Raw genomic sequence first — 26,462 nt, 5'->3', positions numbered from 1 at the left:
TTGTTTCAAAGGAGCTGGAACCTGCATGCCCAGCACTCCCATAACTGTTCAGGATAAAGCTCCGCATCTGCTGGTGTGGCTCGCGGTTGCACTTTTCCTGTCCTACCTAGCAGTCGCCATGTCCATGCCGACAACCTCGGTCTATGTTGCAACATCGCTTCATATGGGCAATGCCCTTGCCGGGCTGGCTGTTGGCGTTGCGTTTGTGTCCACCATTATAACACGTGGCTTTGCCGGTCGCTTTGCAGACCATAAGGGGGGCAAACGCTGCATGCTGTTTGGGCTGGTCTTTTACACCCTGAGTGGTGCGCTGTCTGCCATGGTCACATGGATGCCAGCAGCATGGGCCGCCTTTGCGATGCTAATGGTGGCCCGCCTTACACTGGGTCTGGGCGAAAGCCTGACCGTTGTCGGGCTGCTGGCATGGGGCATTGGCCTTATGGGGCACCAACGTTCGGGGCGGGTTCTCTCTGTTGTAGGGATGGGTATGTATGGCTCCCTTGCCGCGGGGAGTCCTGTGGGCTTGGCTTTGTACAATCAGGGCGGATACGCGCTGGTGGCCCTTGCCTGTCTTGCAACACCGTTGGTGGGTTTTGCCATGGCCGCTCCTGTGGTGGCGGTGCCCCCACACGGTGGAGACCGGCAACCCATAAGCCGGATTATCAATAAAATTTCCGATCTTGGGCTGGTGGTTTTTTTCCAAGGTATCGGGTTTGCAGCGATCGGGGCATTTATGCCTCTTATGTTCGTGCATAGGCACTGGCCGCATGCGGCCATGGGGCTGACATTTTTTGGTCTTGCGTTCGTGCTGGTCCGAATTCTGTGTAGCCACCTGCCAGACCGATTGGGCGGCGCGCGTGTTGCGTTTGTTTCCATGGTGGTGGAAACCTGTGGCCAGCTTTTGCTGTGGCAGGCCCCCACTCCCAACGTGGCCTTGGCTGGTGCATTTTTGACGGGCTGCGGCTGCTCCATGATCTTCCCTGCCATGGGGGTGGAAGTTGTCCGGCGTGTTGCGCCACAAATGCGGGGCACAGCCATGGGGGGATTTGCCGCTTTTCAGGACCTTGCATACGGAGCGACCGGCCCCCTGACGGGCTTGCTGGCTGAATGGGTGGGCGATAGCGCCGTTTTTATGGTCGGGGGCCTTGCGGGCATTGGCGGGCTTGTGCTGTCCGCCCGGCTGGCATGGCATGAGCGCGCCGCAGTGGCGGCGGACTAAAAACAACAGGATGGATAGGATATGAAACCCGTAGTTATAGCCGCCTCCCTTTTGCTGGCCGTGCCCGTTTTGGGGCATGCGCAAACAACCCCTGTGGCCCTGACCCATGTTAGGATCATCGATGGTACAGGAGCCGCTCCAATAGAGAATGGAACCGTTCTTATGCAGGACGGAACAATTGTGGCGGCTGGGCGGACTGTACCTGTGCCCTCCAACGCTCAGATTTTGGACCGGTCAGGAATGAGTGTTTTACCCGGCCTCATTTCTGATCATAGCCATGTTGGTCAGTTGGTGGGTGTTCAAAGTGGGGCGCAATTCTATACGGCGGACAACATTACTTCTGAACTCGCGCAGTATCGGCGCTATGGTGTGACAACTGTGACCGCTCTGGGCAACAATGTGCCGCGTGTTTTTGATCCCATGCGCAAAGATGCGCATATGGGTCTGCTGCCCGTAGATCTGTTTGGGGTTGATCAGGGTATTGGTGTGCCAAAAGGGGCTCCCCCTGTGCATGTTGCACCGGATCAGCTCTTCAGGCCCCGCACGGTAGAGGAAGCCCGGCAGGATGTGGATGCAATGGCGGCCGAAGGGACCGACCTGATTAAAATATGGGTCGATGACTTTGACCACTCTCTGCCGGTCAAAATGGATCCGGCCATTATTCAAGCCGTGGTGGATGAAGCGCACCAGAAACACTTGCGCGTTGCAGCCCATATTCATGATCTGGATGATGCCGAGCGTGTCGTCACAACCGGGGTGGATATTCTGGCCCATGGCGTGCGCGACAAACCTGTGCCCCCCTCCTTTGTGGCAATGCTCAAGGATCGGGGGATCTGGTACATTGCGACACTGGAACTGGATGAAGCAACAACCGCATGGGCCGACCAGCCCGCATGGACCAAAACGCCTTTTGTTGTGGCCGGGCTGTCCATCCCTTTGCAGCAGCAGGTCAACAACTCTGCATGGCAGCAGGAGAACAAAACAGGCAGCAAAGCCACTTTTGCGCGTACATCCCTGACAACAAACCTGCAAAACTTGAAAATACTCTGGGCTGCAGGTGTTAAAATAGGATTTGGCACGGATAGCGGGGCAACCCCGCTGCGGGTTCCCGGTGTTGCAGAGCATCGGGAACTGGCCCTGATGGTTCAGGCCGGTCTGCCTCCCCTTCAGGCACTGCATATTGCCACGCAGCAGGCTGCGGCACTGCTGGACCTGCATGACCGCGGCGTCATTGCAGCGGGCAAAAGAGCTGACCTGCTAATAGTCGCAGGCAACCCCGCAAATGCAATTTCCAACGTCGATCGCGTGGTGGAAACATGGGCGAATGGTTCTGTCGTGGCAGGCCCCATACCAGTTAAGGTCCAGCAAAACGCTCCCTGAGCAGGTTGGGGCGGCAGGGCAGCGGTGCTGCGTTTTGAATGGAACGGGAATTAGGGAGGTAAGAATGTATAAAATCGGGACGACCTTACTAACCGCCAGTTTTTTGGCAGGAATGCTGAACGCTGTGCAAGTGCGCGCTACTCCCATAATCAACAATAATGACCCTGCTTTTGGCCGTAATGGACAAGTCCAGATTGTTGCCAGCATAACCGCACCAGACCCATCCGGCGTTGCCGTGGTGGATGGGCGGCTGTTCCTCACTTTTCCCAAGCATGATGGGGACCATTCCGGCCCGGTTCTGGCAGAGTGGAAAAATGGTCGGCTGATCCCTTTTCCCTCGGCGGCATTCTCAGCCTCGTCAGATGGTCCCCCGCAGTCGCGCCTGATTTCCCCCCATGGGCTGACAACAGACACGCGGGGAAACCTGTGGGTTATTGATGATGGTAAGATCAAAGGGCAGCCAATTCCGGCTGGTGGCGCCAAAGTGGTTGGGATTAACCCCACAACCGGGCAGATTATTGCCAATGTTCCCCTAACCAGTGCGCTACTCCCCCAAAGCCATATGAACGATCTGCGCGTTGATCTGACGCATGGTGCAAAAGGGATGGCTTATGTCACGGATAGTTCGTTTGATGGGCATCCCGCGCTGGTTGTGCTGGACCTGGCCACTGGCCAGCAGCGTCGCGTTTTGGAGAATACGGTCTCAGTCCTGCCAGATACCGGATATCAGACCGTCTTGGATGGGCGGGTATTGCATTATGACCCTACCCACCCGACTTTTCCCGCAGGTGGGGCGGATGGGATTACCCTTTCTGTTGATTCTGGGCGTGTCTATTACGCGCCCTTGGCTAGCCGGCGGTTATACAGCTTGCCAACAGACAAACTGGCCGACTTTACGGTCAGTTCCGCTCAACTGGCATCTCTGGTTGTGGATGAGGGAGAAAAAGGTGCCGCGGACGGGTTGGCAACAGATCCGTGGAACCGAATTTACACCACAGCAGCCGACCATGATGCCGTGTTCCGCCGCAACCCGGATGGCACATTTGACCTAGTCGCATCCGATCCACGGTTTGTTTGGCCAGATGGTATTTTTGCCGATCAGCATGCGGTTTATGTTGTGTTAGGGCAGTGGAGCCGCCTGCCCCGCCTGCATAATGGGCAGGATATGCGCAAAGCTCCCTTTTTGGTTGCCAAAATACCCATTACGCCACCCGCCACACATTAAAGCAGGTGTTGGGGGTAAAAGAAAACTGAGTGTTAAGTCACAGGTTTTGCGGTGTTGAAGGAAGAATGCAAATATTATCAGTCCGGGCGGGGGAGATAAGCGTAAGCCCTGCCTGTTGCGCTGTTCTGAGTGCATATGCCGTAGGTGCGGAGAGGGAAACAAGTGTTCGCATACCTGCCGCAATGGCTTTGCTTGCCATTTCGTAGGAACAACGGCTGGTTATTAGGCAGAACCCATCCGTAAAATCCAGGGAAGTTTGCAAACCATGCCCGATAAGCTTGTCCAGAGCATTGTGCCGCCCCACATCTTCCCGGATCGATGTGATATTGCCATTGGTGCTGCACCATGCAGCAGCATGCAGCATGCCAATTCCAGCGTTAAGCGTCTGGTGCTCCCGCAGGCATGCTAACGCGCTGCGTATTGCTGATAAGTCGGGGGTATAAGGCTGAACAGTGGTTTGAACACGTGTGACAACGCTGTTCATGTCCGAACCACAAATACCGCAACTGGTACGGCCAGCTATTGGCCGACGGCTGCGCGCAAGGACCGTACGGAGTGCATCGGCACTTATCCGGAGGTCAGCTTTTAATCCACCGGGGATAGGAAGTATGGAAACATTTTTGATTTCAGATGTATTTTTGATAATACCTTCAGTCATGGAAAAACCGATGGCAAAATCAACAACATTGTGCGGTGTAACCATCATGACCGCGTATTCAATGCTATTATAGACCAATGCCAAAGGCACTTCTTCTGCCAGTTGTAGAGTGTCTTCAGTTCGTTTTACTGCGTGGGTACTGGATTTTTCCCAAACTATCCGCTCTGCCCGACTGGGGGTTGAAACGGTAAATGGTAAATGCTCATGTTCCACGGTAGTCGCTCCGTGCCAGAATATGTTCAAGGGTGCGCACTTCTGCCAGATCCTCAGGGGTATTAATATTGAGGAACGGGTCAACAGAGAACAAAGGTGCAAAGTCAACCGCGCGGGCATTCAGGGCCGAGGCCAGTGTGCAAACCCGTGTCTTCTGTTTCTGGTTCTGTTCCGTTATGCCTGCCAGTTGTGCCGCCAGCAATGCACGGGCAGGAGCAACAGGCCATAACGCGATCAAAGAGTGGCGTTGCTCCGCATAAACAGCATAAGACGGAGCCGGCAGCAAAGCCCTGACCAGATTGTCCGGAATAAAGGGCGTATCGACTGGCACACTAAGCAGGGCGTCAAAGCCTGCGGCCTCGGCCCATTCCAGCCCACTCAGTAATCCGGCAAGAGGGCCTACGTTGTGTTGTGTATCGGCCAGAACAGGGTAGTCCCATGCGTTAAATCTTTGCGCATCGCCATTGGCACTAATGGCAATACCGGCACATTGTTTTTTAAGGCTGGCAATAACCCAGTCCATACAGGGCCTGTGGTCGACCTCCATAAAAGCTTTGTCGGCGTAATGCATCCGCCTGCCCTGCCCGCCCGCCAGTACCAGCCCTGCAATTTTTATGGTGTGCTGCATAATAAAATTTGTCTCTACCTGTTTGTGCTGGTCATTGTGCGTGAGCCTGATTAAAAATCAACGGCTCCCTCTAATGCAACCCGGGTTGGCTTGGTCCTTATGCCTCTTTATCGCACACAACGGATTTTTGGCATTATCGGACGGAGTGGGTCTGGTAAAACACATCTTATCAGCCGTCTTATCCCGTTTTTTTGCCAGCAAGGGCTGAGTGTTTCCACAATCAAACATACCCACCATGGTGTGGATATGGATGTGCCGGGGAAAGATACATTCCTGCATAGGGAAAGTGGCGCTTCGGAAGTTATGTTGGCAACGCCTGCCCGTTGGGTTTTGCAGCATCAGAGTGCAACACCACCAACATTGCATGATTTGGTAAAAGCCATGCAGCCCGTTGATCTGATTCTGGTTGAAGGCTTTCACGCCGATGTGCCAGCCAGTATGGAGGTCTGGCGATCTGTAACGGGAAAGCAGCCACTTTTTACAAACACCTCCCATATTCAGGCTGTTGCTGCGGACAATTCATCTTTACGTAACCCTGACGATAAAAAGATTTTCTTTTCAGTAGATGATACAAAGTCCATTGCAGCCTATATTCAAGAGCATGCCTTTGTCTGGGCGGAAACTGGGCAATAAAGTTCTGTATTTACTTATGCTAGGCAAAATGGACTTGCGTAGCACCAGTCACCAACATGCAGACCTTGCTTTGCAGGAATACGCAAGATCCCATCCGCGCGGGAAAAACAGAGGATGTCAGATGCACCTTGTGATGGCACAAGGGAAAAAACACCTTCCTTGCCGCTTGGTGCATAAGTAACTGGCACAAAGCATGTTGCATCAGATGGGGGGAGGCACGCAAAATCGCTTCTGCCACCGATAAGGGAAGATGCGCTTAATTCCCCTTCACAACCTATAAACGAACGGAGAAACGGTAGAATAAAAAACTGGGCACATATGACCGTAGCCCCCGGATTTCCGGGAAGACAAAAAACGGGTTTTTGTCCCAGCAGCATCAGCGTAAATGGTTTGCCCGGTCGCATTTTTACCCGCCGGAACACGCAGGATGCCCCAAGTTTTTCCATAACAGGCAGGACATTATCTGTCTGACCAACAGATATTCCACCAGTTGTTATAAGAATGTCGGACTGAGCCGCGAGTTCGGTTATGGTATCGAACAGTTCCTGCGGGCTATCAGAACCGACCACGCGGCTGAGAACACGTATCCCTTTGCTTTGCAGCATAGCCTGCAGGAGTGGGGTATTGATTTCCGCCCGACTGTCAGGAGCGTTGGGAGCAAATTCGGCACCACTCGCAATAATGCCAATCCGACAGGTCTTATAAACAGCGACCTGTTTTACATTCTGGCTGACCAGCAGGGCGATGTGTCGCCAGTCAAGTTTTTGTCGGGCGGCAAGAAGCAGGGAACCTACCGAAAACTCTTCCCCTTTTTGCCGTATATTTTTACCAACTGCTATGTCAGGCCGGGCAAGGTGAAGCATGCCATTGCGGACCTCAACGCGTTCACGCGCAATAACGCAGTCCGCACCGGCTGGCAGGCGAGCACCGGTTAGAATTGTAGCGGCTGTGCCCCTTTGGTGCGGTTCTGGCTGGTCTCCTGCGACCACATAGTCCCGTAAGGGAATGCGTGCAGTCTGTAAGCTGGTATCTGGGATGTCCGCACAGCAAAAAGCATATCCATCCATGGCGGAAATATCTGCTTCCGGCCGAGGCGTGAGCGCATGCAGATCGCTGGCTAAAATGCGCCCATCTGCCTGGCTGATGGGAATATATTCAACCTCTGGGGCAGGCAATTTTTTGATGAGAGCCGATAAAAAAGACTGTGCCTGCTCATACTCCACCATGGCTGGGGCTTGTGTATGTCCAATTACTGCCGATGGTCGAGATAAATGCACACTACAGTCCATGACGTTGTTACGCAGGGAAAGAAAACGGGTTTATGCCAACACGCACAAAACCTTCTTCCTCCATGGCTTTGTCCAGAGACAGGCTACCCAGATCATCTGCTACGGCCTCTAGTTCGGGGTCATAGTCCAGACGAAATGTTTTGATGTAGCTTTTGCAATCACCACAGGTTTCGATCTGGATAGCGGATTTGGCGTCATCCAGTGTCCAGTGGTCAATTTTCCCGCTCGCACCACAGTCAACACAAACAGCGCGGACTCTGTGCCAGCGGACCTCGCACAGGCTGCATTGCAGGTATCGTATGCCCTCACGCGCGCCTCCAAGTACCAGACTGGCAACGGGGGGAGCATGGCAGCAGGGGCAGCAAACGGCCTGCGCTGCAGGGTGTACAACGGCCTCGTTCTGCCGGAGTGCTATGGCTTGTGCCCAACTGGAGGACAGTGCTGCCCACACAACAACGGCAACACCGGCGTTCACCTGCTGGTAGTCCGAGCGCAAAAGATGCGCTGCATTATTAATGAGCAGGGTTTTGTTGGAGGACAGATCACACAGGCTTTGTCCCATATCTGGTGGGAGCATGGGAGCAAGCTGTTTTGCCAGAATTGTATAAGCAGACTGCCAGTTTTGTAAGCTGGATAGGTTGGTTCCTAGCTGCGTGTCGTCTGGTCCATGCTTAAGCAACGCATGAATGGCCGTAGCCTCCGTTTGATCAAGCGGAGCCTGCGCCAGAATCTGCTGTTGGGTCTGCACCAGTTGAGAGAGAAAACGAAAGTAATCTCTGTTTTCTCTTTGCAGTTCGGCCTGTGCGTTCAACCGTTTTATGCGCCGTGCATAAAGCGACCCCAGCATGGGAAAAATGGCAGGTTCAATTGCCATAACGCCGGGAGTGCGTTTATCCGGAGCAACAATGTCGGACGGTGTCAGCATCAGCCATGCCTTTTGGAAGGAAGAGGTTTAGTCGGAGCAACTTCCTCTTCATACCAGCGGTCATGGTGCTGGCGTGCCCATGCGCGTGACACATAGCCACTGATCATGCCACCAATTGAACCACGGACCCATATGCCCATGTAAATATGCCCGATAACCAGCAATATAAGAGCAAGCCCGGCCACTGAATGCGCCAGAAGTGCCAGCCGTAGAACGGGGATTGGGAAAAGTGCGGCAAAATATGCGCGCCAGATCATTAACCCACTGACAAATAAAAGACTGATAAGGGACATAATTCCCCAGAACAGAATTTTTTGCCCCGCGTTGTATTTGCCAATCTGTAGTTTTTGCCCATGCTTGTTCAGCAGCACGTCCACAATGTGTTTGAACCACACCAGATCCGTGCGGACGAAAAGGTTGTGGTGCACAAAACGGACAAACATGCACATGAGCAGCCCAAAAACAGCGATCCCCAAAAAGGGATGCAGGACCCTTGCAAGCTGCGGCGGACCAAGCACATACCCGAGCCAGTTCAGGCTCGGGAAAAACCATGAAAGGCCAGAAAGAGCGACCAGCGTGAAGCACGAAACCATGCTCCAGTGGAACATACGGTCAATAAGTTTGGTACGTAAGACCAGATTATTCTTATCCATTACGCATCCCTCCCGTCTTTATTCGGGCCTTGTTCCGCATCTTCAAGTTCTTTTTCAGGCTCAGTCGGGGGTGTTTCATCCGTCGTGTTTGCACCCACACCCATGTAATGGACAAAAGCCCCGGCCAATGTGGCTATAAAGCCGAGTGCGCCAACGGGTTTAAGCCATTCCTTCCAACCACGTACTACGGGGCTTATGTGCGGGTCATCAGGCAGGCGGTGGTACAGGCTGGGCTGGTCTGCATGCGTGAGAACATACATAACATGTGTGCCCCCAACCCCCGCGGGGTCATACAGCCCTGCCCCGTCATGCCCACGCCCTTTGAGTTCTTCAACCCGTGTGGCGGCAAGGTCTTTCATCTCGGCTTTGGAGCCAAAGGAGATGGCGCCTGTCGGGCAGGTTTTGACACAGGCAGGCTCCTGCCCCACGGCCACCCGGTCTGCACAGAGTGTGCATTTATAGGCCCGGTTATCTTTCTGGCTGATACGCGGAATATCGAACGGGCAACCGGCAATGCAGTACCCGCAACCAATGCATTGTTCGGATTGAAAATCGACAATGCCGTTTGCAAACTGCAAAATCGCCCCCGGGCTTGGACAGGCTTTCAGGCAGCCCGGCTCCGCGCAGTGCATGCAGCCTTCTTTGCGCAAAAGCCATTCCAGCTTGCCAGCCTCGTCCTCTCTCTCATCAAAGCGGATGACGGTCCATGTCTCGGGGGTCAGGTTGGCGGGATTGTCATACACCCCCACGTTATGCCCGACCTCATCACGCAGATCATTCCATTCAGAACAGGCGACCTGACATCCTTTGCAGCCTGTGCAAAGGGAGACGTCAATCAGCTTGGCCACTTCCTGTTCATGGCTGCGGGCTTGTGGCAGTGGCGTCAGTCCGTTGGTGGCGGAACGGCGGATAATGTCTTGTGACTGCATACCCATCAGCGCACCTCAGACTTTCTCAACATTAACAAGAAAAGCTTTGAACTCAGGCGTTTGGGAATTGGCATCCCCAATAGCAGGAGTAAGGGTATTGGCCAGATAACCCTTGCGGGTGGCCCCCTTAAAGCCCCAGTGGCAGGGCACGCCAACCTGATCAAGGTCCTTGCCCATAACGTTCAGCCGTTTTAGGCGCTTGGTCACCACAGCCTTGGCCTCGATATGCCCACGGTGGGAGGAAACGCGCACCATGTCTCCTGCCTTAATGCCCAGCTTGCCAGCCAGCTTGTCCCCAATTTCAACAAACTGTTCAGGCTGCATAATGGCGTTCAGTCTGGAATGCTTTGTCCAGTGCCGGAACAGCTCGGTAATGGAATAGGTTGTTGCCACATAGGGGTATTGGGCTGGGTCGCCCATACGGGGTTTTTCATCTGCGTAAAAGCGCGCTGCCGGGTTTCTGAGCGCAGTTTTACCCAATGCCGAGGCCAGAACCGGGGTCTCCGTCGGTTCATAATGTTCGGGGAAAGGCCCATCAACCAGCTTGTCCCCACCGGCAAACAGAAGGCCGACACCCTCGCTATGCATAATAAAAGGCCCCACCCCGCTGTTTGGGGGAGATGTTACGGGGTAGTCAGGCACATCGCCTCCGCCCCAGCGCTGGCCGTCCCATGCAATAATCTGCCGTTTGGGGTCCCATGGACGCCCCTGCACATCCAGCGAGGCGCGGTTGTACAGAATGCGGCGGTTTGCAGGCCATGCCCATGCCCAACCGGGTGTGGCACCCAGACCTGTATCGGTGTTGTCGCGGCGGGCCATCTGGTTGCCTGCTTCGGTCCATGAACCGGCAAAAATCCAGCAGTAACTGGCTGTGCTGCCATCATCCTTCATCACTGAAAAATCAGGCAGCAACTCGCCTTTGCGTACAACAACCCGGCCTTTGTCGTCCGTTATGTCAGCCAGCGCATACCCGTTGGCTTCCTTGGCCACTTCCTCTGGCGTGGGGTCTTCGGGGTCTTTGTAATTCCACTGCATGTTCAGCACGGGTTCGGGGCAAGCGCCGCCTTCCTTTGCGTACAGGGCGCGGAGTTTGGTAAAGATGGTGCCTATGATGTGCCCATCATTCCATGCGTCCCCCGGAGGTTTAGCCCCCTCAAAGTGCCACTGCAACCAGCGTGCGGAATTGACGATGGAACCATTTTCCTCCGCAAAGCAGGACGCGGGGAGTCGGAAGACTTCTGTTTGAATATCTTCAGGCCGAACATCGTTAAAGGTACCCTCATTCTGCCAGAAGTTGGATGTTTCCGTATCCAGCGGGTCCATGGTGACCAGAAAGCGCAGCTTGGACAGGGCATCGCGCATGCGGTTTTTGTCCGGCATGGCGGCCAGAGGGTTAAAGCCCTGCGCAATGTAGCCGTTGACCTTTCCCTGATGCATCATTTCAAAATAGGCCAGCATATCGTAACTGCGGTCCCATTTTGGTAGCCAGTCGTAGCCCCAGCTATTTGCGGGGGTCGCGTGCTCGCCCCACAATGTTTTCATCAAGCTGACAAAGAACTTGGGCGTGTTATGCCAGTAGTTGACCTGCCCGTGTTCATCCGCATGGGGTGTTACGGCCTGTAAATAGCCATCCAGCGTCTGCTGGGTGTCCTTGGGGAGGTTCATGTAACCCGGAAGACGGAGAGAAAGCAGGCCAAGGTCCGTATAGCCCTGAATATTCGAATGCCCACGTAGGGCGTTCAGGCCACCACCGGGCATACCAACATTGCCCAGCAGAAGCTGGATCATGGCGGCAGTACGGATAATCTGTGTGCCGTTGGTGTGGTGTGTCCAGCCAAGTGCGAATAAAATGGTGGATGTCAGGTCAGGCGCGCTGGTTGCCGCCAGTGTTTCGCAGACATGCAGGAAGTCTTTTTCGGGCGTGCCTGTAATCTGCGCCACAACTTCGGGCGTGTAACGCGCAGCATGCTGGCGCAGAAGGTTGATAACACAACGTGGGTTTTGCAGTGTTGGGTCAACAACCGCGTAGCCCTGCGCATCGCGCTCATATGCCCACGAAGATTTGTCGTAGCTTCGCTTTTCCGCATCATAACCGCTAAAAAGCCCTTCATGAAAACTAAAGTCCTCACGCACGACAAAAGGTGCGTTGGTGTAGGACTTAACGTATTCATGCTGGATCTGATCATGGGTTAGAAGGTAGTTAATAACCCCCAGCAAAAATGCGCCATCTGATCCTGCGCGGATAGGTGCATAAAAATCGGCCACTGCGGCGCTACGGTTGAACCGCGGGTCCACAACCATAACCTTGGCGCCATTGCGGATTTTGGCTTCCATGACCCATTTGAAGCCAACTGGGTGTGCTTCCGCCGGATTGCCGCCCATAATCAGCACAACATTAGCGTTTTTAATGTCTACCCAGTTGTTGGTCATGGCGCCCCGCCCAAGAGTAGGCGCGAGAGCGGAAACGGTTGGTCCGTGACAAAGCCGGGCCTGACAGTCCAGCGCCAGCATGCCCAAAGACCGCGCGAACTTGAAGTCCAGCAGCCCCGTTTCGTTACTGGCGGCGGATGAGGCAAGCATGCCGGTACTGAGCCAGCGATTAACGGTTTCGCCTTTTTCGTTCTTTTCAATAAAATTTTTATCGCGGTCGTCTTTAAGAAGGCGGGCAATCCGGTCAGTGGCTTCTTCCCAACTGATCCGTGTCCACTCCTTGCTTCCGGGCGCCCGATAGGATGGATAATGCAGGCGACCTTCGCTGTGAATAAAGTCAACCAGTCCGGCCCCTTTGGGGCATAGGGAACCACGGCTTACGGGATGGTCTGGGTCACCTTCGATATGAAAAATACTGGGTTTGGCGTTTTTTGCACCATCACCCAGAGAATACATAAGCAACCCGCACCCCACGGAACAGTATGTACAATTATTCCGTGTCTCTTTTGCGCGCAGTAATTTGTACTGCCGTGTTTCTTGCGCAAAAGCCAGTGGAGGGGCAAAACCAAGGGCAATGGCGCTGGCTCCCCCTACGCATGTGCCCGCACCCTTTAAGAACTCTCTGCGCCCCAGAGCCATCTGAACCATCCCGGTTTTGTAAAGAAATAGTAATACGCTTTAGCATATATATACTTTGCGGCTTCAAGCATTGATCCGGATCACATTTTGGTACCATCTAACCAAATATTTAATATTTTATGCATAAATCTGCATGAGTGTTGCATAAAAACATACATGAAATAGCGGGACGGATCAGAGAAGGCTAGCTGTCTATATTTACCGGAATATAGACAGCTAGCCTTCCTGCTTGGATTATACTTGGCTCTGTTAATCAGTCTGAATCCCTGCCCCCCCTAATGGGAAATAAGGGGGTGCGCAGGTTAAGCCTGCGGCGTTGAGCAATCATTTTATTTTGGTGGAATGTAGATACCTGATCGCAAAGGTATAGTTTGTGATCAGGTGGCATTTATAGCAAAAATGGTGTGGAGCTTTTGTCAGCTCCACACCACATTAAGACGACGGATTACTAGGGAAAACAGGTGGGTTTGAATGTCTGTTTACCCATGTATGCCCTTATGCATCGGCTTTTAGAAATTCCTGATAATATTCATCTGCCATTTTACGCAAAGCGCGGCCAATGGCGGCATACTGGTATTCGCTCAGGTTTGCCAAAGAGGCACGGGCTGCTGGTTTTTGCACGCCAAAACCTTCACCGGGCAGCAGAACAATGCCGGTTTCATCCGCTATGCGGAACAGCATTTCGCCCGTGCTGGCACGCTTAAGCATCCACTTGGCGAATTTTTTGCCATAAAGGTCACGCGCAACGGTCTCTAGGTCGATAAGCGTATAGTAATCGACGGCATTCGCGTCTTCTTTTGGTTGAACACCAAGCTCGCGGTACAGCGTTGCTTCCCTGCGGCGGATAACCGCCTTGAGTGACGCTTTGTAATGACCTGTTTCGTCCATCAGGGCAAAAAGTGCAAACAGCACCATCTGCACCTGTTGGGGGGTGGAAAGACCCGCCGTATGATTCAGAGCCACGGCACGACTGTCGGCCACAAGGCGGTCAATGAACTTGAGCGCATCGGGGTCTGTTGTCAGGCTTGAGTAGCGGCGACCAAGTGCCTTTTGGGTGCTGCTTGGAAGGGCGCGGAGCAGGCCATCAATGGCGTTGTCTTTGTGAACACCAATAACCCCCAGGCGCCAGCCGGTTGCACCAAAATACTTGGAAAAGGAATATACCAGAATAGTATTGGCGGGGCAGACCGCATAGAGCGAGCGGAAGTCATCAGCAAACGTGCCGTAAACGTCATCGGTCAGAATCATCAGATCCGGGCGATCGTTTTTAACGATTGATGCAATCAGTTCCAGAGATGCATCATCCATTTTGACGGATGGTGGGTTGCTGGGATTGACGCAGAAGAAAATTTTGACTGCGGGGTCTTTCAGTTTTTCCAGTTCCGCCGCAGGGTACTGCCAGTTCATATCTGGGTCAGCATGGATGGAAACAACTTCCAGCCCGTATTCTTCCAGTTGCGGAATTTCAATGTAAGGAGAAAACACAGGCAGGCCGATGGCGACTTTGTCCCCTTTTTTAACCAGACCATTCTGTTTGAGCGTATTGAAGATATAAGCCATGGCGGCAGTGCCGCCTTCTGTGGCAAAAAAATCCGTGCTTTCAACCGGCAGCGAACTTCCTACCATTTCACGCAGAACGTACAGGCCTGCAATTTTTTCGCTCATGCTCAGCATGCGTGGCGGGGTTGGGTAATTGCACCCCAGAATTCCCTCGACCATTTCATGCAGGAATGCGGAGGCGGACAGGCCCATCTGATCGCGTACGTAGCTTAAAGCCCGACCAAGGAAGAAGATTCCATTTTTGTCACGATTTTCGGACAGAAAGCGTTCAAATCTTTCCTCAATCCCTTCCACGCGAGCCTGCCCACCAACGCCAGCGGTCATGTAGGAAAAAGAGAGTTCAGATTCAGCAACCGCGAATTGACCCAGATGGAAAAAAGCCGAACGGGGTAATGTCGCCAGAAAATTAGGGTTGCCGCGACCAGCATTCAGCATGGCACGGTCCGTACGGCTGGATGCCAGACGAATAAGCTCGTCTTTTAGCTCAAAGGGGCTAAGGTTTTTGAATTTTGCGTAATCAATAGCCATCATGTTCTCGCTCTCGTAAAGTGCAAAACAGGGTCAGGAAAAAGCCACGACCAAAGGCCCCAGAAGGGTTAACAGCACATTTGCCACGGCATAGGTAATGGCAAAGGGGGTTGTGGGAACGGAATTGCCAGCTTTGTTAAGAACCTCGCCAAAGGCTGGGTTGGCGCTGCGCGAACCGGCAAGCGCTCCGGCAAAAATGGCTGTATTGTCGTAACGGAGCACGTAGCGCCCGAACAGCATGGTCAGAACAAGCGGCACAAGGGTAACAACAACACCGAGCATGAAAAGCGTAACACCATGTTCGATAATGGTCGCCACGGCCTGTTGGCCAGTTTGTAGCCCCGTGACAGCAACAAAGCCAGAAAGTCCCAGATCCACCAGCAGGGACGAAGAGGCCAGAGGCATGTTCCCTTTTGTGCTGTGCTTACTCTGGTACCAACCGAACAAAAGCCCGGACAACAACGCGCCGCCACCACTCCCCAAAGTGAGTGGAACAGAACCCATACGAATAACGATAAGGCCCATCAACAGCCCGATTACCAGACCACAGCCGTGGAAAACCAGATCGGTTTTAACGCTATTGGTCAGGATAGGCCCCAGTTGAGTTGCGACCCGCTGCACGTCCTGACTGGTGCCATAAAGTGACACAATATCGCCAGATGCGGCATGTAAGTCCGCATTGATTGTAACGGGCTTACCGTCACGGCTGACGCCCACAAGGTAGACGCCATGGCGCGCGGAGGCCGCCAGCATTTGCACACACTCTGTAAGCGTCTTGCCAAAAAATGCTTTATTAGTCAGGCAGATGTCACGGCGGACCATGGTCACGTCCATGCCTTCGGCATTGCGTAGTTCTGTGCCTAGCGCCTGCCCTGCCCCCAAAACTTCGGCTCGGTGCCCGAACAGCAGAACCTCATCCCCAACAGCAAGCTGCGTCTCTGGAGCCAGCCCGAGTGCGCTGCCTTTGCGGCGTATCTGCTCGACTGTAACGGCCGGGGTTTCAATTTTCTGGACTGTCAGCCCTGTCTGTCCGACAGTAAAGACCCGCCCTACCAGTTCTGGCAATGCAGGCTGCTCCCCATCCGCATAGATGTGGACACCTCCCATCTGGGCGGCCTCGGCTTTGAGCGCGTCTTCACGAATGCCGCGTTTTGTCAGCCATGGCAGAACGTTTACACAAAGGATAATGGGTCCCAGTGAGCCAAAAATATAGGTTACAGCATAACCAACCGCAACATTCCCCTGCATCTGCTGGACCTGAGCCAAGGGAAGCCCCATTTTTTCCAAAGCGGAACTTGCTGTGCCAATAATGGCTGATTGCGTTAGCCCACCTGCGGCAATACCTGCGGCCAGCCCCTTATCCAGATGAAAGATGCGGGCAACCGTAACAACGGTCAGCAGGCCACTTATGGCCAGCACAACAGCCATAAGCACTTCGCGCATGGATTGCCGCCCCAGAGAGCGAAAAAACTGCGGACCGCTCTGAAAACCCACGGCATAAATGAAAAGCGCAAACAGCACAGCCTTAATGCCGGAATCAATGTGAATACCAATCTGGCTGATAGCGACTGCTGCAAGCAGTGATCCGGCCACCCCACCAAGCTGGAAGGAGCCAAAGCGGATTTTTCCTATGCCGTAGCCGATAGCAATAGCCAGAAAGAGTGCGATTTCTGGGCAGGAATTGAGCAGTGTCTTAACAAAAATCATTATTTCCATGCAGATAGAGGCTTCGCTTCTCTGGTTTTTCAAAGCCTACATCTCTGTTGTAACGCAGCGTAATGTCAAGTGACTCTTTATAGCTTTAGTAAATAAATACGCACAAATGGTTGCTAAAGCGGATTGTTACGATACAATTATAAACTACACTTACCAGTTATATCTAACATTATTTCTATACTGTATGGATTTTTCGGGTTGTTAATGTTAAACGTTTGCCTCCTGAAATCTATTTATTGTATGCGGCAATGAAAGAAAAAAATGGTAAATATAAATAAAACTAACAAAAATAATTATCAGTATTTTTTTGCCGCATCAAGTATCGCTTTGGCTCTATACACCAGTTCAGCTCACGCAGCGGATGGTCAATGGTACACAGGGTCTTTGGTTTCCCCTTCCGGGGCGGAAGCTCATGCCGGTCTATTGGGTGTTGAGCCATATTATAGTTACACACAGCCCATAGGGCATTTTGCCCCCGATGGGAGTAGCCACCCACAGCATCCACGGCAGCAGACATTCAGTAACTCAACTATGTGGAAGTATGGTATTACTGATCATTTAAGTATTCAGGCCCATACCGTAGTCAATTATGGCTGGGAGCGAGGCCACGGTCATTCCTCCGGCCCAAAATTTGGCGATTTTCCTGTGGATATGGTCTGGAGATTTATAGACCCAGATCCCAAAAAATACATTCCAGCATTTAACCTTTTTGCAGGAGTGTATTTTCCCACGGGGGATTATAACAAATTACAGAACAAACAAGACAATAATGGCACGGGAGCTTACGTTTTCCGTATGGCCATTACTGAGCAGTCTACATACGTTGTGAATGGAAACCACGCTCTGCGCCTAAGAACATGGGGGTGGTTCCGTCATGCTCTTGCCTCTACTCAGTTGGAAGATGTGACCAGTTACGGAACAGGAGCCGGGTTTCATGGTCGTGGGCGTCCGGGCATGAGTGGCCAGAGTGGGTTTTCTTTAGAATATGGCCTGAATAAATCTTGGGTTTTGGCAATGGATCTGGCGCGTGACTGGGCTAATGGTTCGCGTGTCTGGGGTACGGATGCGCATGGCAAGCATGTCGACCGGATAGCAGGTAGTAGCGGAGACTGGCAAATTGCGCCCGCCGTGGAATATAGCTGGACACCTCGATTTGGGGTGATCGTTGGTTCTGCAATATACTATGCGGGGCATAATACTGGTGTAAAAGTTTCGCCGCAGTTTGCCGTTAATATGGTTTATTAAGTTTCGTAAAAACAAAAAAGGCATCTCACCTAAAAGATGAGATGCCTGAACTTTACCCAGCCAGTTTGCGAATTACACTAAGGTAAATTCATTCAGCAAACCTTTAAGCTGGCGTGCCTGCTGCGCCATGCCTGAGCTTGCCGCTGAAGTTTCTTCCACCATGGCAGCGTTCTGACGTGTGCCTTGGTCAATGGTCGATACGGCGTTGTTGACTTCCTGCAATGCCGTAGCCTGCTCAGATGCCGCTTCGGCAATAGCTTTCAGGTGATCGCCAATGTCGGCCACGCTTGAAATAATCGTGCTAATGGCGTGCCCCGCCTCCTCCATAATGGAAACACCGGACAGAACCTGCCCACGAGATGTTTCCACCAGTTCTTTAACTTCCTTGGAAGCATTCCCCGCGCGGTTAGCCAGATCACGGATTTCCTGCGCCAGAACACGGAAGCCACTCCCGGCTTCGCCTGCCCGTGCGGCTTCAACGCCGGTATTAAGCGCCAGCAGGTTGGTCTGGATCGCAATGTTGGACATAACGTTCGTGATTTTGCTGATAGCTTCGGACGAGCGTTCGATCTCGGACATTGCTGCCGTGGCGCGGTTGATCATCACCCCGAATTGTTCGGTAATGTTCTGGCAGTTATTAACAAACGTATTGGCTTCGGTCACGCGGGCTGCTGTGGATGTTACCGTGGCTGTGATCTGTTCCACAGCGGCAGCAGTTTTTTCAACTGAGACAGCCTGCTGTTCGGTTCTATGTGCCAGATCCTGAGCTGCGCTGTTAATTTCACCGGCTGTAATATCAATAGTTTCTGTCGTGTCGTTTACAATCCCCAGTGTTTCACGCAGGGATTCAATGGCGCCATTCAGGTTGTCGCGCATTGGAATGTAAGCTGTGGGGAGTTCTTTATCCATTTTCTGCGACAGGTTGCGTTCTGCTACCTCGCTTAGAATAATGCCAAAACTATCGGCAACAAACGTCTGTTCTTTCTGGATCACTTCATCGCGGGACTTCTGGCGAGCTTTTTCTGCTTCTTCCAGATACACGGAAATCGTCAGATCCATTTCAAGCATCACAGCCGTGCACAGGCTCGCAATGGCTTCACCCATTTCTTCAGTGGAAATGGTTGCTTTTTTTGCAAACAGGCCAGTTTTTGGCGTCAGGTCGGTAATAACGCTACGGATCAGATGATCCATAACAATGGCGTAACCGCCAATGTACCAGCGTGGTTCCAGACCAATTCGTGCATGCACGCTACCGATCGTATGAACTTTTTCCGCATATTTCTGATCGAAGTTTGCGGAGGAAATATTTTTCCAGTGCTCCTGCTGGGCCTTCTTTGCGTGTGCAATTTTGGACTCAGTTGGGAAAAATGCACTTGTTTCTGGTGTTTTACGAACCTGTTCGTAAAATGCATCCAGTGCAATAGGCAGTTCACGGTCGATAATGTCTTTGATCAGACGAATGGAGGCACAGTCCTTGTCTGTCAGTTTCATGAACTTGCGGCGATACTCCAGATCCGCGAAATCCTGCGCACGGTTTTGTGAATGTCTTATTTCGGTAGAGATGCTATTCATTTTACTTCTCCTACATCTGTTTATCTGTGGCTGTGTTTTCTGGTCGGGAATGCCCTCCCGCCCAGAAAATATTTGGTACAATTTAGATTAAGTCTTTGGGTGCGGTAGATTAGAAGCCCTTTACGTCATGGTTATGGCGTAAAGGCTGGTCGGGTCTGGACCCAATGCAAAAGATCAGTTGGTGGCATGGGGCGGGCAAACAGATACCCCTGCATGACATCACATCCCATGGTCCGAAGGCGCGCCTCCTGGAATGTGTCTTCCACGCCTTCCGTCACCACATGCACGCCAAGTCTTTTTCCGATATTGATTGCAGCTTCAGTCACAATCAGGGAACTGACATCTTTTTCAAAATTAATGATAAAGCTCCGGTCAATTTTGATTTCTGTGAGCGGCAGATGGGAAATGCGCGACAGAGAAGAAAAGCCCGTTCCAAAATCATCCAGAGACAGACCAACACCGATTTCTCGCAAAGCGGTCAGTGTTGTCATGGTCTCTGTGTTCTGCTGCATCATGCCGCCTTCTGTTATTTCAATCGTCAGACGGTTAGCGGCAAGGTTGTAACGTGCAAGCAGATTGACAATCTGTTCCGTCAGGCTGGGGTTGCTGAAATGTGCGGCAGAAAGGTTCACACTCACAATGGGAACATGCAGGCCAATTTTATCCCATTTGACGATCTGCTGGCACGCTTCCTCCAAGGACCACAAGCCAATGGCCTCAATCTGAGCAGTTTCTTCTGCAATTGGAATAAAACGAGAGGGAGGAATAGTGCCCAATGTGGGGTGATGCCAGCGGGAAAGGGCTTCCACCCCATAGAGCATATTGTTTTTGATGCTGATCTGGGGTTGGTAGAACAACTCCAGTTCAGAATCCTGAATAGCCTTGCGTAAGGCCGATCCAATAATAACGCGCGCCCTTACATCATCATTCGCAATGCTTCCCAGCAACCGGAAGCTTTTCCGCGCGGTTTTTTTGGCTTCAAGCATGGCCATTTCGGCACGGTTCAGAATGTGCTCGATTTCCAGCCCATCGTCAGGGTACAGGCTGATGCCGATACTCAACGAAATAATAATTTCCTGACTGTTGATAACAACCGGTTCGCGCATTGCCGCTGTCAGGCTGTCTGCAAAGGTATTGGCAATATCATGATCACCATTGGGAATGATGACCACAAAGTCATCCCCACCCAATCGGCCGGTTATAAAGTTGCTGCGGCATTGCGCGCTCAGGCGTTGGGCCATGGTTTGCAGCAGCGCATCGCCTTTATCATACCCCATGAGGTTGTTGATGTCCTGAAACAGGTCAACATCGAGCACAAGCAAAGCAAACGGGGTATTAGCAGCCTGAAGAGTCATTTCCTTCAGGATTGTCGTCACGGCATTGCGGTTTAACAGGCCGGTCAGTGCATCATAACGGTCCAGACGGCTCAGTTGCTGGCGGGTTTTTCCCCGCTCAATAATGGCCGCGCAGGACGGAACGCACCCTGCGACAATTTTTTGGGGCCAGTTGGTGATTTTATCCCGATTGCGCGAATAGAGGGCAAAAATGCCAATCAGTTCCCCTGCCCCGTTGCAAATGGCTGAAGCCCAACAGTCCAGAAATTCGCTTTCGTACCCATTCCCGGCGTCGCTGCCCCAGACAATGGCGCGCGCTTCTTCTGGAGCCTGCGTGAGCGCGGTTCTGTCGGCTTCCGTTAATACAATGCGCATGAGCATTGCTATTTTTCTGCGCGATAGCCCCTCGCCCGAGAGAATCTCAAGGTTTTGTTCAGAGTTCACCTGTAAAAGAACAGCAACACTATTAGGAACGAGCTGTTCGGCCTCGGCGCAGAGCATGTCTGCGATGTCCTGCTCTGGAGATTCGCCAGAGAGTTCATGAAAAACGCGATTCTGGAGGTCTAATATTTTTCTGCGATGGCTTTCTTCGGTAACACCTTTAAGAAAGGCCATATAGTAGCGCTGTTTGTCTGGACCAATAATGGCGGTTGAGATGGACATTTCCGCCGCAACATAATCACCATTGGTGCGCGTAAACACCACCTCCCGCGAGGTGCCGACTATGTGATTAACACCTGTATTGCGATTATGGTTAATATAGCCATCATGTTGCGCGCGCTGTTCAAGCGGCACAAGGCAATTCACATTTTTGCCAATAACATCCACGGCGGAACAGCCCCAGAGTTGTTCGGCCGCAGTATTGAAGAACACAACGTGATTAAGCTGGTCAATGATTACAACACCGTCGGCGGCCTGCTCAAGCATATCAAAATATAATGTTGTGTCATTTGACAGTGTCGAAGAGTTGGATGTGAGCATTGTTGGGCCTTGAATGCGTCTAGGATATGCAGTGTTGCAGGGCGAAGGCGTTATTTTGGCAAGATTGTAGCCGGATGACCTCATTGCGATTACTAAGTCCGCAAGCATGGTCCTTGCGGTGAACAAATTGAGGTTTGGTCATCTGGCATAATGACGACCTCAAAAATTATAAGTGTACGAGATAATAAACCCACACAGCCATGCCAGAATTTACAGACTGCTCCATAGGTCAGAATATCAAACGCATCATCCACTTTTTATTCATCTACGCCGTCACAAAAGAATAAAATTTAGACAATATCAAGTGCATTGAGGGTTTGTTAACAGAATTTCACCCTTTTGGGGTTTTGTGGTGTGTCTGAATGCCTAAATAAGCTACGAATATGTTTGGCGCCTGTTCTCTAATGCCAAGGCTATATTTATATAGTATATCAATAAGCTGACAGAACTCATTCAGGTCGCAAATTAGCTTGTCGTGACTCTACCTCATGCAGATGCCTGTTTAATGAAGTTTTAATTTTTTTGCAATGGTTCCGAGTTTTTGATCTGCTTTGCTTTTGGTAAAAAGAGTGCAAGCGCCTCTTTTTGCCTTTCAACTGCATGATTTTATTGTGATGTGGTGGTCTATGCCTATGTGACGCGGTGGTGGGTAAAGTTTGATATTGGCGTCAGAGATAAGCGTTGGGCATGCCAAGGCTGAATTAAATAAAAAACAATTTATGGAATGAAAAGGTGTTTAAGAATGCTATGCATTTTTAAGAAAATGTGGCTGGGGGACCTGGATTCGAACCAGGGCTGACCGGGTCAGAGCCGGTAGTTCTACCGCTAAACTATCCCCCAGCAGGACGACGTTCCGAAGTGTAAAACACCACTTCCGTGCCGGTGACGCTCTACTAGCACCGTCATTATGGGCTTGCAACCCCATCCAATAAAAGAATTTTGTTTTGCATGCATATTTATCTTGTCCCTGACCGCTACGGTCCGCAGAATAAGCAAAGATCAGTGCAACCCTCGCTCTTAAAGGACCGGACAGATGGATTACCCTCCTCCCGTGGCCGGCCCTTCGGTCAGCAGGCTTTTATCCACCGTTGCTGGCGGGGGTGGGGAGTCGGAATTTGTTGGGGCGTTGGATCTGGGCACCAATAACTGCCGCTTGATGATAGCTGCGCCAACGGCTGGTGGCTTTAGGGTGGTGGACAGCTTTACGCGTACCGTACGGTTGGGAGAAGGGTTGCACCATACCGGCCGCCTAAGTGATGATGCCATGGATCGTACTGTCGAGGCCCTGCAGATTTGTGCAGACCGGTTGGCGCGGCGGAAGGTCGGTTTGTTTCAGGCCGTTGCTACGGAGGCGTGCCGCAGGGCAGTTAATGGGCCAGCGTTTGTGCAGCGGGCACAGGCTGTTTCAGGCTTTGATATCCATATTATCTCAGGCCGGGAAGAAGCCAGTCTGGCGGTCGAAAGCTGCGCTAATCTTATTCATAATAACCGCTTTGGTCCGCCGCGTGGTCGTGCGCTGCTGTTTGATATCGGCGGTGGGTCCACTGAAATAGCTTGGATACGCACAGAACCCACACAACAAACAGAAGCCCTGATCGGTTATCTTAGTCTGCCTGTAGGCGTGGTCACGCTATCCGAGCAGTTCGGTCCCATGGAAAACCTGACACCAGAGCGTTACCGCGCTATGGTCGAGCATACGCGCACGTTTTTGCATGAATTTGAGAGTGTTCATCGCATTCGCTCCGAGATTCGGCGCAATCAGGTGCGGCTGATTGGCACAAGCGGGACGGTTACAACCCTTGCCAGTCTTATTCTGAACCTCCCGCGTTATGCACGTGCCGCAGTTGACGGGTCTTTGCTTCCAGCAAGCAGTGCCCGGCTGGCCATGCGTAAGTTGCAGGAAATGGGGTTGGCCAACATTGAAAATCACCCCTGCATTGGCCCGGACCGTGCCCCTTTTGTGCTGCCCGGCTGCGCTATTTTTGAAGCTATTCACGATATATGGCCGATGCAGGATATTATTGTTGCCGATCGTGGGTTACGAGATGGCATGATTCTTCGCATGCTGCGCAAAGCCACCTCCATGTCACGCCGCTCTACGCGGCCCCAGCATGTGCGACAGGCTCTTTCCACACAGAATTTGATGCAGGCAACAGGTTTATGAGCGACAAGAAACCCCGTTCATCAGGGCATTCTTCCACACTGCGCGTTCCCGGACGGGCACGCAAAAGTAGCGCAACCCCCGGCGGCAAGCTGGCAAAGGACGATTCCGATGCCCCGCAGAGAATGCGTACGCAAACAGTTGCCCTAAGAACCGCGCGTGGCCGCACAACCGCCCAGCAGAAATGGCTCGCGCGGCAATTGAATGACCCATACGTGCAGGCTGCCCATAAACAGGGCTGGCGCTCCCGGGCCGCATTCAAGCTGATTGAGCTGGATGATAAATTTGGTCTCATTCGTCCCGGCATGCGGGTTGTGGACCTTGGGGCCGCACCGGGGGGCTGGACGCAGGTTCTGGTCAAACGTGGTGCTGCGCGGGTTGTTGGAGTTGATTTGCTCCCCGTGGACCCCGTGCCCGGAGCCGACATTGTAGAGGGTGATTTTACCGCCCCCGATATGGCGGAAACCCTGACAACCATGTTGGGCGGGAAAGCAGATCTTGTTGTTTCGGACATGGCGCCCAATACAACTGGGCATGGGCCGACTGATCATATCCGCATTATTGGCCTGACCGAGGAGGCCCTGCACTTTGCGTTCGAAATTCTGGCTGAAGGCGGCGGGTTTGTTGCCAAGGTTTTTCAGGGTGGGTCAGAAAAAGCAATGCTTGATACCTTAAAGCAGGCTTTCTCTCTTGTTCGTCACGCCAAACCGCCTGCCAGCCGTAAGGATTCGTCTGAACTCTACGTTGTGGCAACCGGCTTCCGCCCTCACAGGCTGACGGGTTAAGGTGGTATTGCTTGGAATGACCGACCGGAAGGCCAGTTTGGCCCTGTGAACTGAGTGTGGGTAGAAGTGTTTCCATATGACCGATACAGTGCTTGATGTAAGGGGGCTGAACTGCCCCCTGCCCGTCCTGAAAGCCAATCGCGTTTTGCGTGGGTTGCCGGGGGGCGCACGCCTGCGGGTTCTGGCGACAGACCGGGCGTCTGTGTCCGATTTTCAGGTCTTCTGCCGGGAGACAGGGCATGCTCTGGTCTCGTTCGCAGATGAAAATGGTATTTTCTCCTTCACGATCAAACGGCGCGCGCAGGATGGATAATTTTCGCTCATAGCTGAAATTCCATCTGCCATTCACATGCAAGGCTTGGCAGAAGGCCCCTTCTCGCGCTATTGGCTGCCCTTCATGAAGGATAGGGACGCCCGCACGATGTCGGACAACATCACTTCGCTGTCTTTTGAAGAAGCGCTTTCCGAATTGGAAAAAATTGTGCGCGGCTTGGAAGGTGGCCAGATGAAGCTGGAAGATGCCATTAAGGCCTATGAGCGCGGCGCGGCCCTGCGGCAGCATTGTGAGGCCAAGCTGAGTGAAGCTGAAGCCCGCGTGCAGGCGATCGTGCAACGGTCCGACGGGTCGTTGGACATGAAACCGATGGACTGAGACGTCGATGACTGAGCCGACACAAACCACAATCATTCGCGCAACTGATGCTGCGCTCCTCAAGCAGGACATGGGCGCGCGAGCGAACGTGATAGAAAGCGCGATCGACGCCCTGCTTCCGCCCACAAAAGGAGGAGATGCAAGGCTGATAGATGCCATGCGTTATGCCACCTTGGGCGGTGGCAAGCGCCTGCGCGGCTATCTGGCTGTGACCACCGCCAGCCTGTTTGGTGTGCCCGACAGCCAGTCCGCCAGAGTGGCCGCATCTGTTGAGATGCTGCATGCCTATTCTTTGGTGCATGATGACCTGCCTGCCATGGATGATGATGACATGCGGCGTGGCCAGCCTTCCACGCATCGCAAGTTTGACGAAGCAACCGCCATTCTGGCCGGTGATGCTTTGCAGACCAAAGCGTTTGAAATTCTGGCAGACGCCCTGACGCACGCAAGTGCGGATGTCCGCATTGATCTGATCCAAAGCTTTGCCGAGGCATCGGGTGCTGCTGGTATGGTCGGCGGTCAGATGATCGATATGGAAGGTGAAGGGCGCGCCCTGCCCTTGGATGAAGTCCGCCACCTGCATGCGCTCAAAACCGGTTGCCTGATCCGCTATTCGGCTGAGGCCGGGGCTATTTTGGGTCAGGCATCTCCTGACCTACGTCAACGCCTGAGAGCATATGGCGCCAATATTGGTGCCGCCTTCCAGATTGCGGATGATGTGCTTGACGCCACAGCCACGGCGGAAGAGTTGGGCAAGACCGCGGGTAAGGACGAAGCATCAGGTAAATCTACCTTTGTGGCGCTCCTTGGCATTGATGGTGCAAAAAAAGAGGCCATGCGTGTAACGGAAGCCGCCATTGCCCAGCTCGCACCTTTTGGGGCACAGGCCGATCGGCTGCGAGATCTTGCCTACTACGTGATCGAACGGAGAAACTGAGATCATGGCCGACCAGAACGCCGCGTCACCGATTCCCACTCTTGGCCGTTTTCCCGCACTGGACCGTGTTCGCGTTCCCGCGGACCTGCGCAACCTGTCTGTTGAGCAGCTCAAGCAACTGGCGGACGAACTGCGGGCCGAAACGGTAGACGCGGTTTCCACCACGGGTG

At 52.8% G+C, this 26,462-nt stretch carries 22 protein-coding genes and 1 tRNA gene; 11 read left to right on the top strand and 12 right to left on the bottom strand.

Features of this window, described 5'->3' with window-relative positions:
* Window positions 1–25 precede the first annotated feature (25 nt).
* The 3 genes from AABE20_RS00115 (at window position 26) to AABE20_RS00105 (ending at window position 3,824) form a co-directional block, all read left to right on the top strand.
* A complete protein-coding gene (locus AABE20_RS00115; protein ID WP_338331257.1) occupies window positions 26–1,219 on the top strand; it encodes an arabinose transporter in 1,194 nt (397 codons plus the stop codon).
* Window positions 1,220–1,240: 21 nt separating this feature from the next.
* Window positions 1,241–2,599, top strand: a complete 1,359-nt coding sequence (locus AABE20_RS00110) for an amidohydrolase family protein (protein ID WP_338331256.1) — start codon at window positions 1,241–1,243, stop codon at window positions 2,597–2,599.
* Between the two features lie 64 nt (window positions 2,600–2,663).
* A complete protein-coding gene (locus AABE20_RS00105) occupies window positions 2,664–3,824 on the top strand; it encodes an L-dopachrome tautomerase-related protein (protein ID WP_338331255.1) in 1,161 nt (386 codons plus the stop codon).
* 37 nt (window positions 3,825–3,861) lie between these two features.
* Here the strand turns inward: AABE20_RS00105 and fdhD are convergent, their stop codons facing one another.
* Window positions 3,862–4,695 (bottom strand): formate dehydrogenase accessory sulfurtransferase FdhD, encoded by an 834-nt coding sequence (gene fdhD / locus AABE20_RS00100; RefSeq protein ID WP_338331254.1) that lies wholly within the window; start codon window positions 4,693–4,695, stop codon window positions 3,862–3,864.
* The gene (gene mobA, locus AABE20_RS00095) at window positions 4,685–5,323 is read right to left on the bottom strand and encodes a molybdenum cofactor guanylyltransferase (protein ID WP_338331253.1); all 639 of its coding nucleotides are present in this window, start codon (window positions 5,321–5,323) and stop codon (window positions 4,685–4,687) included. Before mobA ends, fdhD begins: the two co-directional genes overlap by 11 nt.
* A gap of 99 nt (window positions 5,324–5,422) precedes the next feature.
* On the opposite strand from mobA, the gene mobB reads away from it, so the two are divergent.
* Complete coding sequence (mobB, locus tag AABE20_RS00090; RefSeq protein ID WP_338331252.1) at window positions 5,423–5,956, top strand: molybdopterin-guanine dinucleotide biosynthesis protein B; 534 nt, start codon at window positions 5,423–5,425, stop codon at window positions 5,954–5,956.
* A gap of 14 nt (window positions 5,957–5,970) precedes the next feature.
* Here mobB and AABE20_RS00085 read toward each other — a convergent pair whose 3' ends face one another.
* The 7 genes from AABE20_RS00085 to aspT all read right to left on the bottom strand — a co-directional run bounded on the left by AABE20_RS00085 (window position 5,971) and on the right by aspT (window position 16,616).
* The gene (locus AABE20_RS00085; RefSeq protein ID WP_338331251.1) at window positions 5,971–7,182 is read right to left on the bottom strand and encodes a molybdopterin molybdotransferase MoeA; all 1,212 of its coding nucleotides are present in this window, start codon (window positions 7,180–7,182) and stop codon (window positions 5,971–5,973) included.
* 70 nt (window positions 7,183–7,252) lie between these two features.
* Window positions 7,253–8,170: a formate dehydrogenase accessory protein FdhE gene (fdhE, locus tag AABE20_RS00080; protein ID WP_338331250.1), complete on the bottom strand. Its 918-nt coding sequence runs from the start codon at window positions 8,168–8,170 to the stop codon at window positions 7,253–7,255.
* Window positions 8,170–8,823 (bottom strand): formate dehydrogenase subunit gamma, encoded by a 654-nt coding sequence (locus AABE20_RS00075; protein WP_338331249.1) that lies wholly within the window; start codon window positions 8,821–8,823, stop codon window positions 8,170–8,172. Before AABE20_RS00075 ends, fdhE begins: the two co-directional genes overlap by 1 nt.
* Window positions 8,823–9,758: a formate dehydrogenase subunit beta gene (gene fdxH, locus AABE20_RS00070; protein ID WP_338331248.1), complete on the bottom strand. Its 936-nt coding sequence runs from the start codon at window positions 9,756–9,758 to the stop codon at window positions 8,823–8,825. Before fdxH ends, AABE20_RS00075 begins: the two co-directional genes overlap by 1 nt.
* Window positions 9,759–9,767: 9 nt before the next feature.
* A complete protein-coding gene (gene fdnG / locus AABE20_RS00065; RefSeq protein WP_338331247.1) occupies window positions 9,768–12,821 on the bottom strand; it encodes a formate dehydrogenase-N subunit alpha in 3,054 nt (1,017 codons plus the stop codon).
* Between the two features lie 495 nt (window positions 12,822–13,316).
* Complete coding sequence (locus AABE20_RS00060) at window positions 13,317–14,909, bottom strand: bifunctional aspartate transaminase/aspartate 4-decarboxylase (protein WP_338331841.1); 1,593 nt, start codon at window positions 14,907–14,909, stop codon at window positions 13,317–13,319.
* A 33-nt stretch (window positions 14,910–14,942) separates the two neighbouring features.
* Entirely contained in the window at window positions 14,943–16,616 is a 1,674-nt protein-coding gene (gene aspT, locus AABE20_RS00055; protein WP_338331246.1) for an aspartate-alanine antiporter, read from the bottom strand.
* Window positions 16,617–16,886: 270 nt separating this feature from the next.
* On the opposite strand from aspT, the gene AABE20_RS00050 reads away from it, so the two are divergent.
* Window positions 16,887–17,870, top strand: coding sequence for a hypothetical protein (locus AABE20_RS00050; protein ID WP_338331245.1), 984 nt, complete (start codon window positions 16,887–16,889; stop codon window positions 17,868–17,870).
* Window positions 17,871–17,942: 72 nt separating this feature from the next.
* Here the strand turns inward: AABE20_RS00050 and AABE20_RS00045 are convergent, their stop codons facing one another.
* From AABE20_RS00045 to AABE20_RS00035, 3 genes are all read right to left on the bottom strand, one after another.
* On the bottom strand, window positions 17,943–19,442 hold the full coding sequence (locus AABE20_RS00045) for a protoglobin domain-containing protein (RefSeq protein WP_338331244.1): 1,500 nt from the start codon (window positions 19,440–19,442) through the stop codon (window positions 17,943–17,945).
* A 131-nt stretch (window positions 19,443–19,573) separates the two neighbouring features.
* On the bottom strand, window positions 19,574–21,757 hold the full coding sequence (locus AABE20_RS00040) for an EAL domain-containing protein (RefSeq protein WP_338331243.1): 2,184 nt from the start codon (window positions 21,755–21,757) through the stop codon (window positions 19,574–19,576).
* A 766-nt stretch (window positions 21,758–22,523) separates the two neighbouring features.
* Window positions 22,524–22,597 (bottom strand) — tRNA-Gln (locus tag AABE20_RS00035).
* Between the two features lie 193 nt (window positions 22,598–22,790).
* On the opposite strand from AABE20_RS00035, the gene AABE20_RS00030 reads away from it, so the two are divergent.
* The 6 genes from AABE20_RS00030 to AABE20_RS00005 all read left to right on the top strand — a co-directional run.
* Window positions 22,791–23,921: a Ppx/GppA phosphatase family protein gene (locus AABE20_RS00030; protein WP_338331242.1), complete on the top strand. Its 1,131-nt coding sequence runs from the start codon at window positions 22,791–22,793 to the stop codon at window positions 23,919–23,921.
* Complete coding sequence (locus AABE20_RS00025) at window positions 23,918–24,703, top strand: RlmE family RNA methyltransferase (protein WP_338331241.1); 786 nt, start codon at window positions 23,918–23,920, stop codon at window positions 24,701–24,703. Before AABE20_RS00030 ends, AABE20_RS00025 begins: the two co-directional genes overlap by 4 nt.
* A 76-nt stretch (window positions 24,704–24,779) precedes the next feature.
* On the top strand, window positions 24,780–25,016 hold the full coding sequence (locus tag AABE20_RS00020) for a sulfurtransferase TusA family protein (protein WP_338331240.1): 237 nt from the start codon (window positions 24,780–24,782) through the stop codon (window positions 25,014–25,016).
* An 84-nt stretch (window positions 25,017–25,100) separates the two neighbouring features.
* Complete coding sequence (locus tag AABE20_RS00015; protein WP_338331239.1) at window positions 25,101–25,355, top strand: exodeoxyribonuclease VII small subunit; 255 nt, start codon at window positions 25,101–25,103, stop codon at window positions 25,353–25,355.
* A 7-nt stretch (window positions 25,356–25,362) separates the two neighbouring features.
* On the top strand, window positions 25,363–26,292 hold the full coding sequence (locus AABE20_RS00010) for a polyprenyl synthetase family protein (protein ID WP_338331238.1): 930 nt from the start codon (window positions 25,363–25,365) through the stop codon (window positions 26,290–26,292).
* Between the two features lie 4 nt (window positions 26,293–26,296).
* Window positions 26,297–26,462 (top strand): 1-deoxy-D-xylulose-5-phosphate synthase N-terminal domain-containing protein (locus AABE20_RS00005; protein WP_338331840.1); only part of this gene is annotated, 166 nt, incomplete at its 3' end.

This window comes from Acetobacter zythi (assembly GCF_963921165.1).
Taxonomy (GTDB): domain Bacteria; phylum Pseudomonadota; class Alphaproteobacteria; order Acetobacterales; family Acetobacteraceae; genus Acetobacter.
The sequence above is the reverse complement of the archived record's forward strand: the minus strand, read 5'-3'. Positions and strand labels throughout refer to the sequence as shown.

What these genes read in the sequence shown, in the direction of transcription:
- AABE20_RS00115 (WP_338331257.1), top strand. Translation starts at nt 26, where the DNA reads ATGCCCAGCACTCCCATAACTGTTCAGGATAAAGCTCCGCATCTGCTG.
- AABE20_RS00110 (WP_338331256.1), top strand. Translation starts at nt 1,241, where the DNA reads ATGAAACCCGTAGTTATAGCCGCCTCCCTTTTGCTGGCCGTGCCCGTT.
- AABE20_RS00105 (WP_338331255.1), top strand. Translation starts at nt 2,664, where the DNA reads ATGTATAAAATCGGGACGACCTTACTAACCGCCAGTTTTTTGGCAGGA.
- mobA (WP_338331253.1), bottom strand. Translation starts at nt 5,323, where the DNA reads ATGCAGCACACCATAAAAATTGCAGGGCTGGTACTGGCGGGCGGGCAG.
- mobB (WP_338331252.1), top strand. Translation starts at nt 5,423, where the DNA reads ATGCCTCTTTATCGCACACAACGGATTTTTGGCATTATCGGACGGAGT.
- AABE20_RS00085 (WP_338331251.1), bottom strand. Translation starts at nt 7,182, where the DNA reads ATGGTGGAGTATGAGCAGGCACAGTCTTTTTTATCGGCTCTCATCAAA.
- fdhE (WP_338331250.1), bottom strand. Translation starts at nt 8,170, where the DNA reads ATGCTGACACCGTCCGACATTGTTGCTCCGGATAAACGCACTCCCGGC.
- AABE20_RS00075 (WP_338331249.1), bottom strand. Translation starts at nt 8,823, where the DNA reads ATGGATAAGAATAATCTGGTCTTACGTACCAAACTTATTGACCGTATG.
- fdxH (WP_338331248.1), bottom strand. Translation starts at nt 9,758, where the DNA reads ATGGGTATGCAGTCACAAGACATTATCCGCCGTTCCGCCACCAACGGA.
- fdnG (WP_338331247.1), bottom strand. Translation starts at nt 12,821, where the DNA reads ATGGCTCTGGGGCGCAGAGAGTTCTTAAAGGGTGCGGGCACATGCGTA.
- AABE20_RS00060 (WP_338331841.1), bottom strand. Translation starts at nt 14,909, where the DNA reads ATGGCTATTGATTACGCAAAATTCAAAAACCTTAGCCCCTTTGAGCTA.
- aspT (WP_338331246.1), bottom strand. Translation starts at nt 16,616, where the DNA reads ATGATTTTTGTTAAGACACTGCTCAATTCCTGCCCAGAAATCGCACTC.
- AABE20_RS00050 (WP_338331245.1), top strand. Translation starts at nt 16,887, where the DNA reads ATGGTAAATATAAATAAAACTAACAAAAATAATTATCAGTATTTTTTT.
- AABE20_RS00045 (WP_338331244.1), bottom strand. Translation starts at nt 19,442, where the DNA reads ATGAATAGCATCTCTACCGAAATAAGACATTCACAAAACCGTGCGCAG.
- AABE20_RS00040 (WP_338331243.1), bottom strand. Translation starts at nt 21,757, where the DNA reads ATGCTCACATCCAACTCTTCGACACTGTCAAATGACACAACATTATAT.
- AABE20_RS00030 (WP_338331242.1), top strand. Translation starts at nt 22,791, where the DNA reads ATGGATTACCCTCCTCCCGTGGCCGGCCCTTCGGTCAGCAGGCTTTTA.
- AABE20_RS00025 (WP_338331241.1), top strand. Translation starts at nt 23,918, where the DNA reads ATGAGCGACAAGAAACCCCGTTCATCAGGGCATTCTTCCACACTGCGC.
- AABE20_RS00020 (WP_338331240.1), top strand. Translation starts at nt 24,780, where the DNA reads ATGACCGATACAGTGCTTGATGTAAGGGGGCTGAACTGCCCCCTGCCC.
- AABE20_RS00015 (WP_338331239.1), top strand. Translation starts at nt 25,101, where the DNA reads ATGAAGGATAGGGACGCCCGCACGATGTCGGACAACATCACTTCGCTG.
- AABE20_RS00010 (WP_338331238.1), top strand. Translation starts at nt 25,363, where the DNA reads ATGACTGAGCCGACACAAACCACAATCATTCGCGCAACTGATGCTGCG.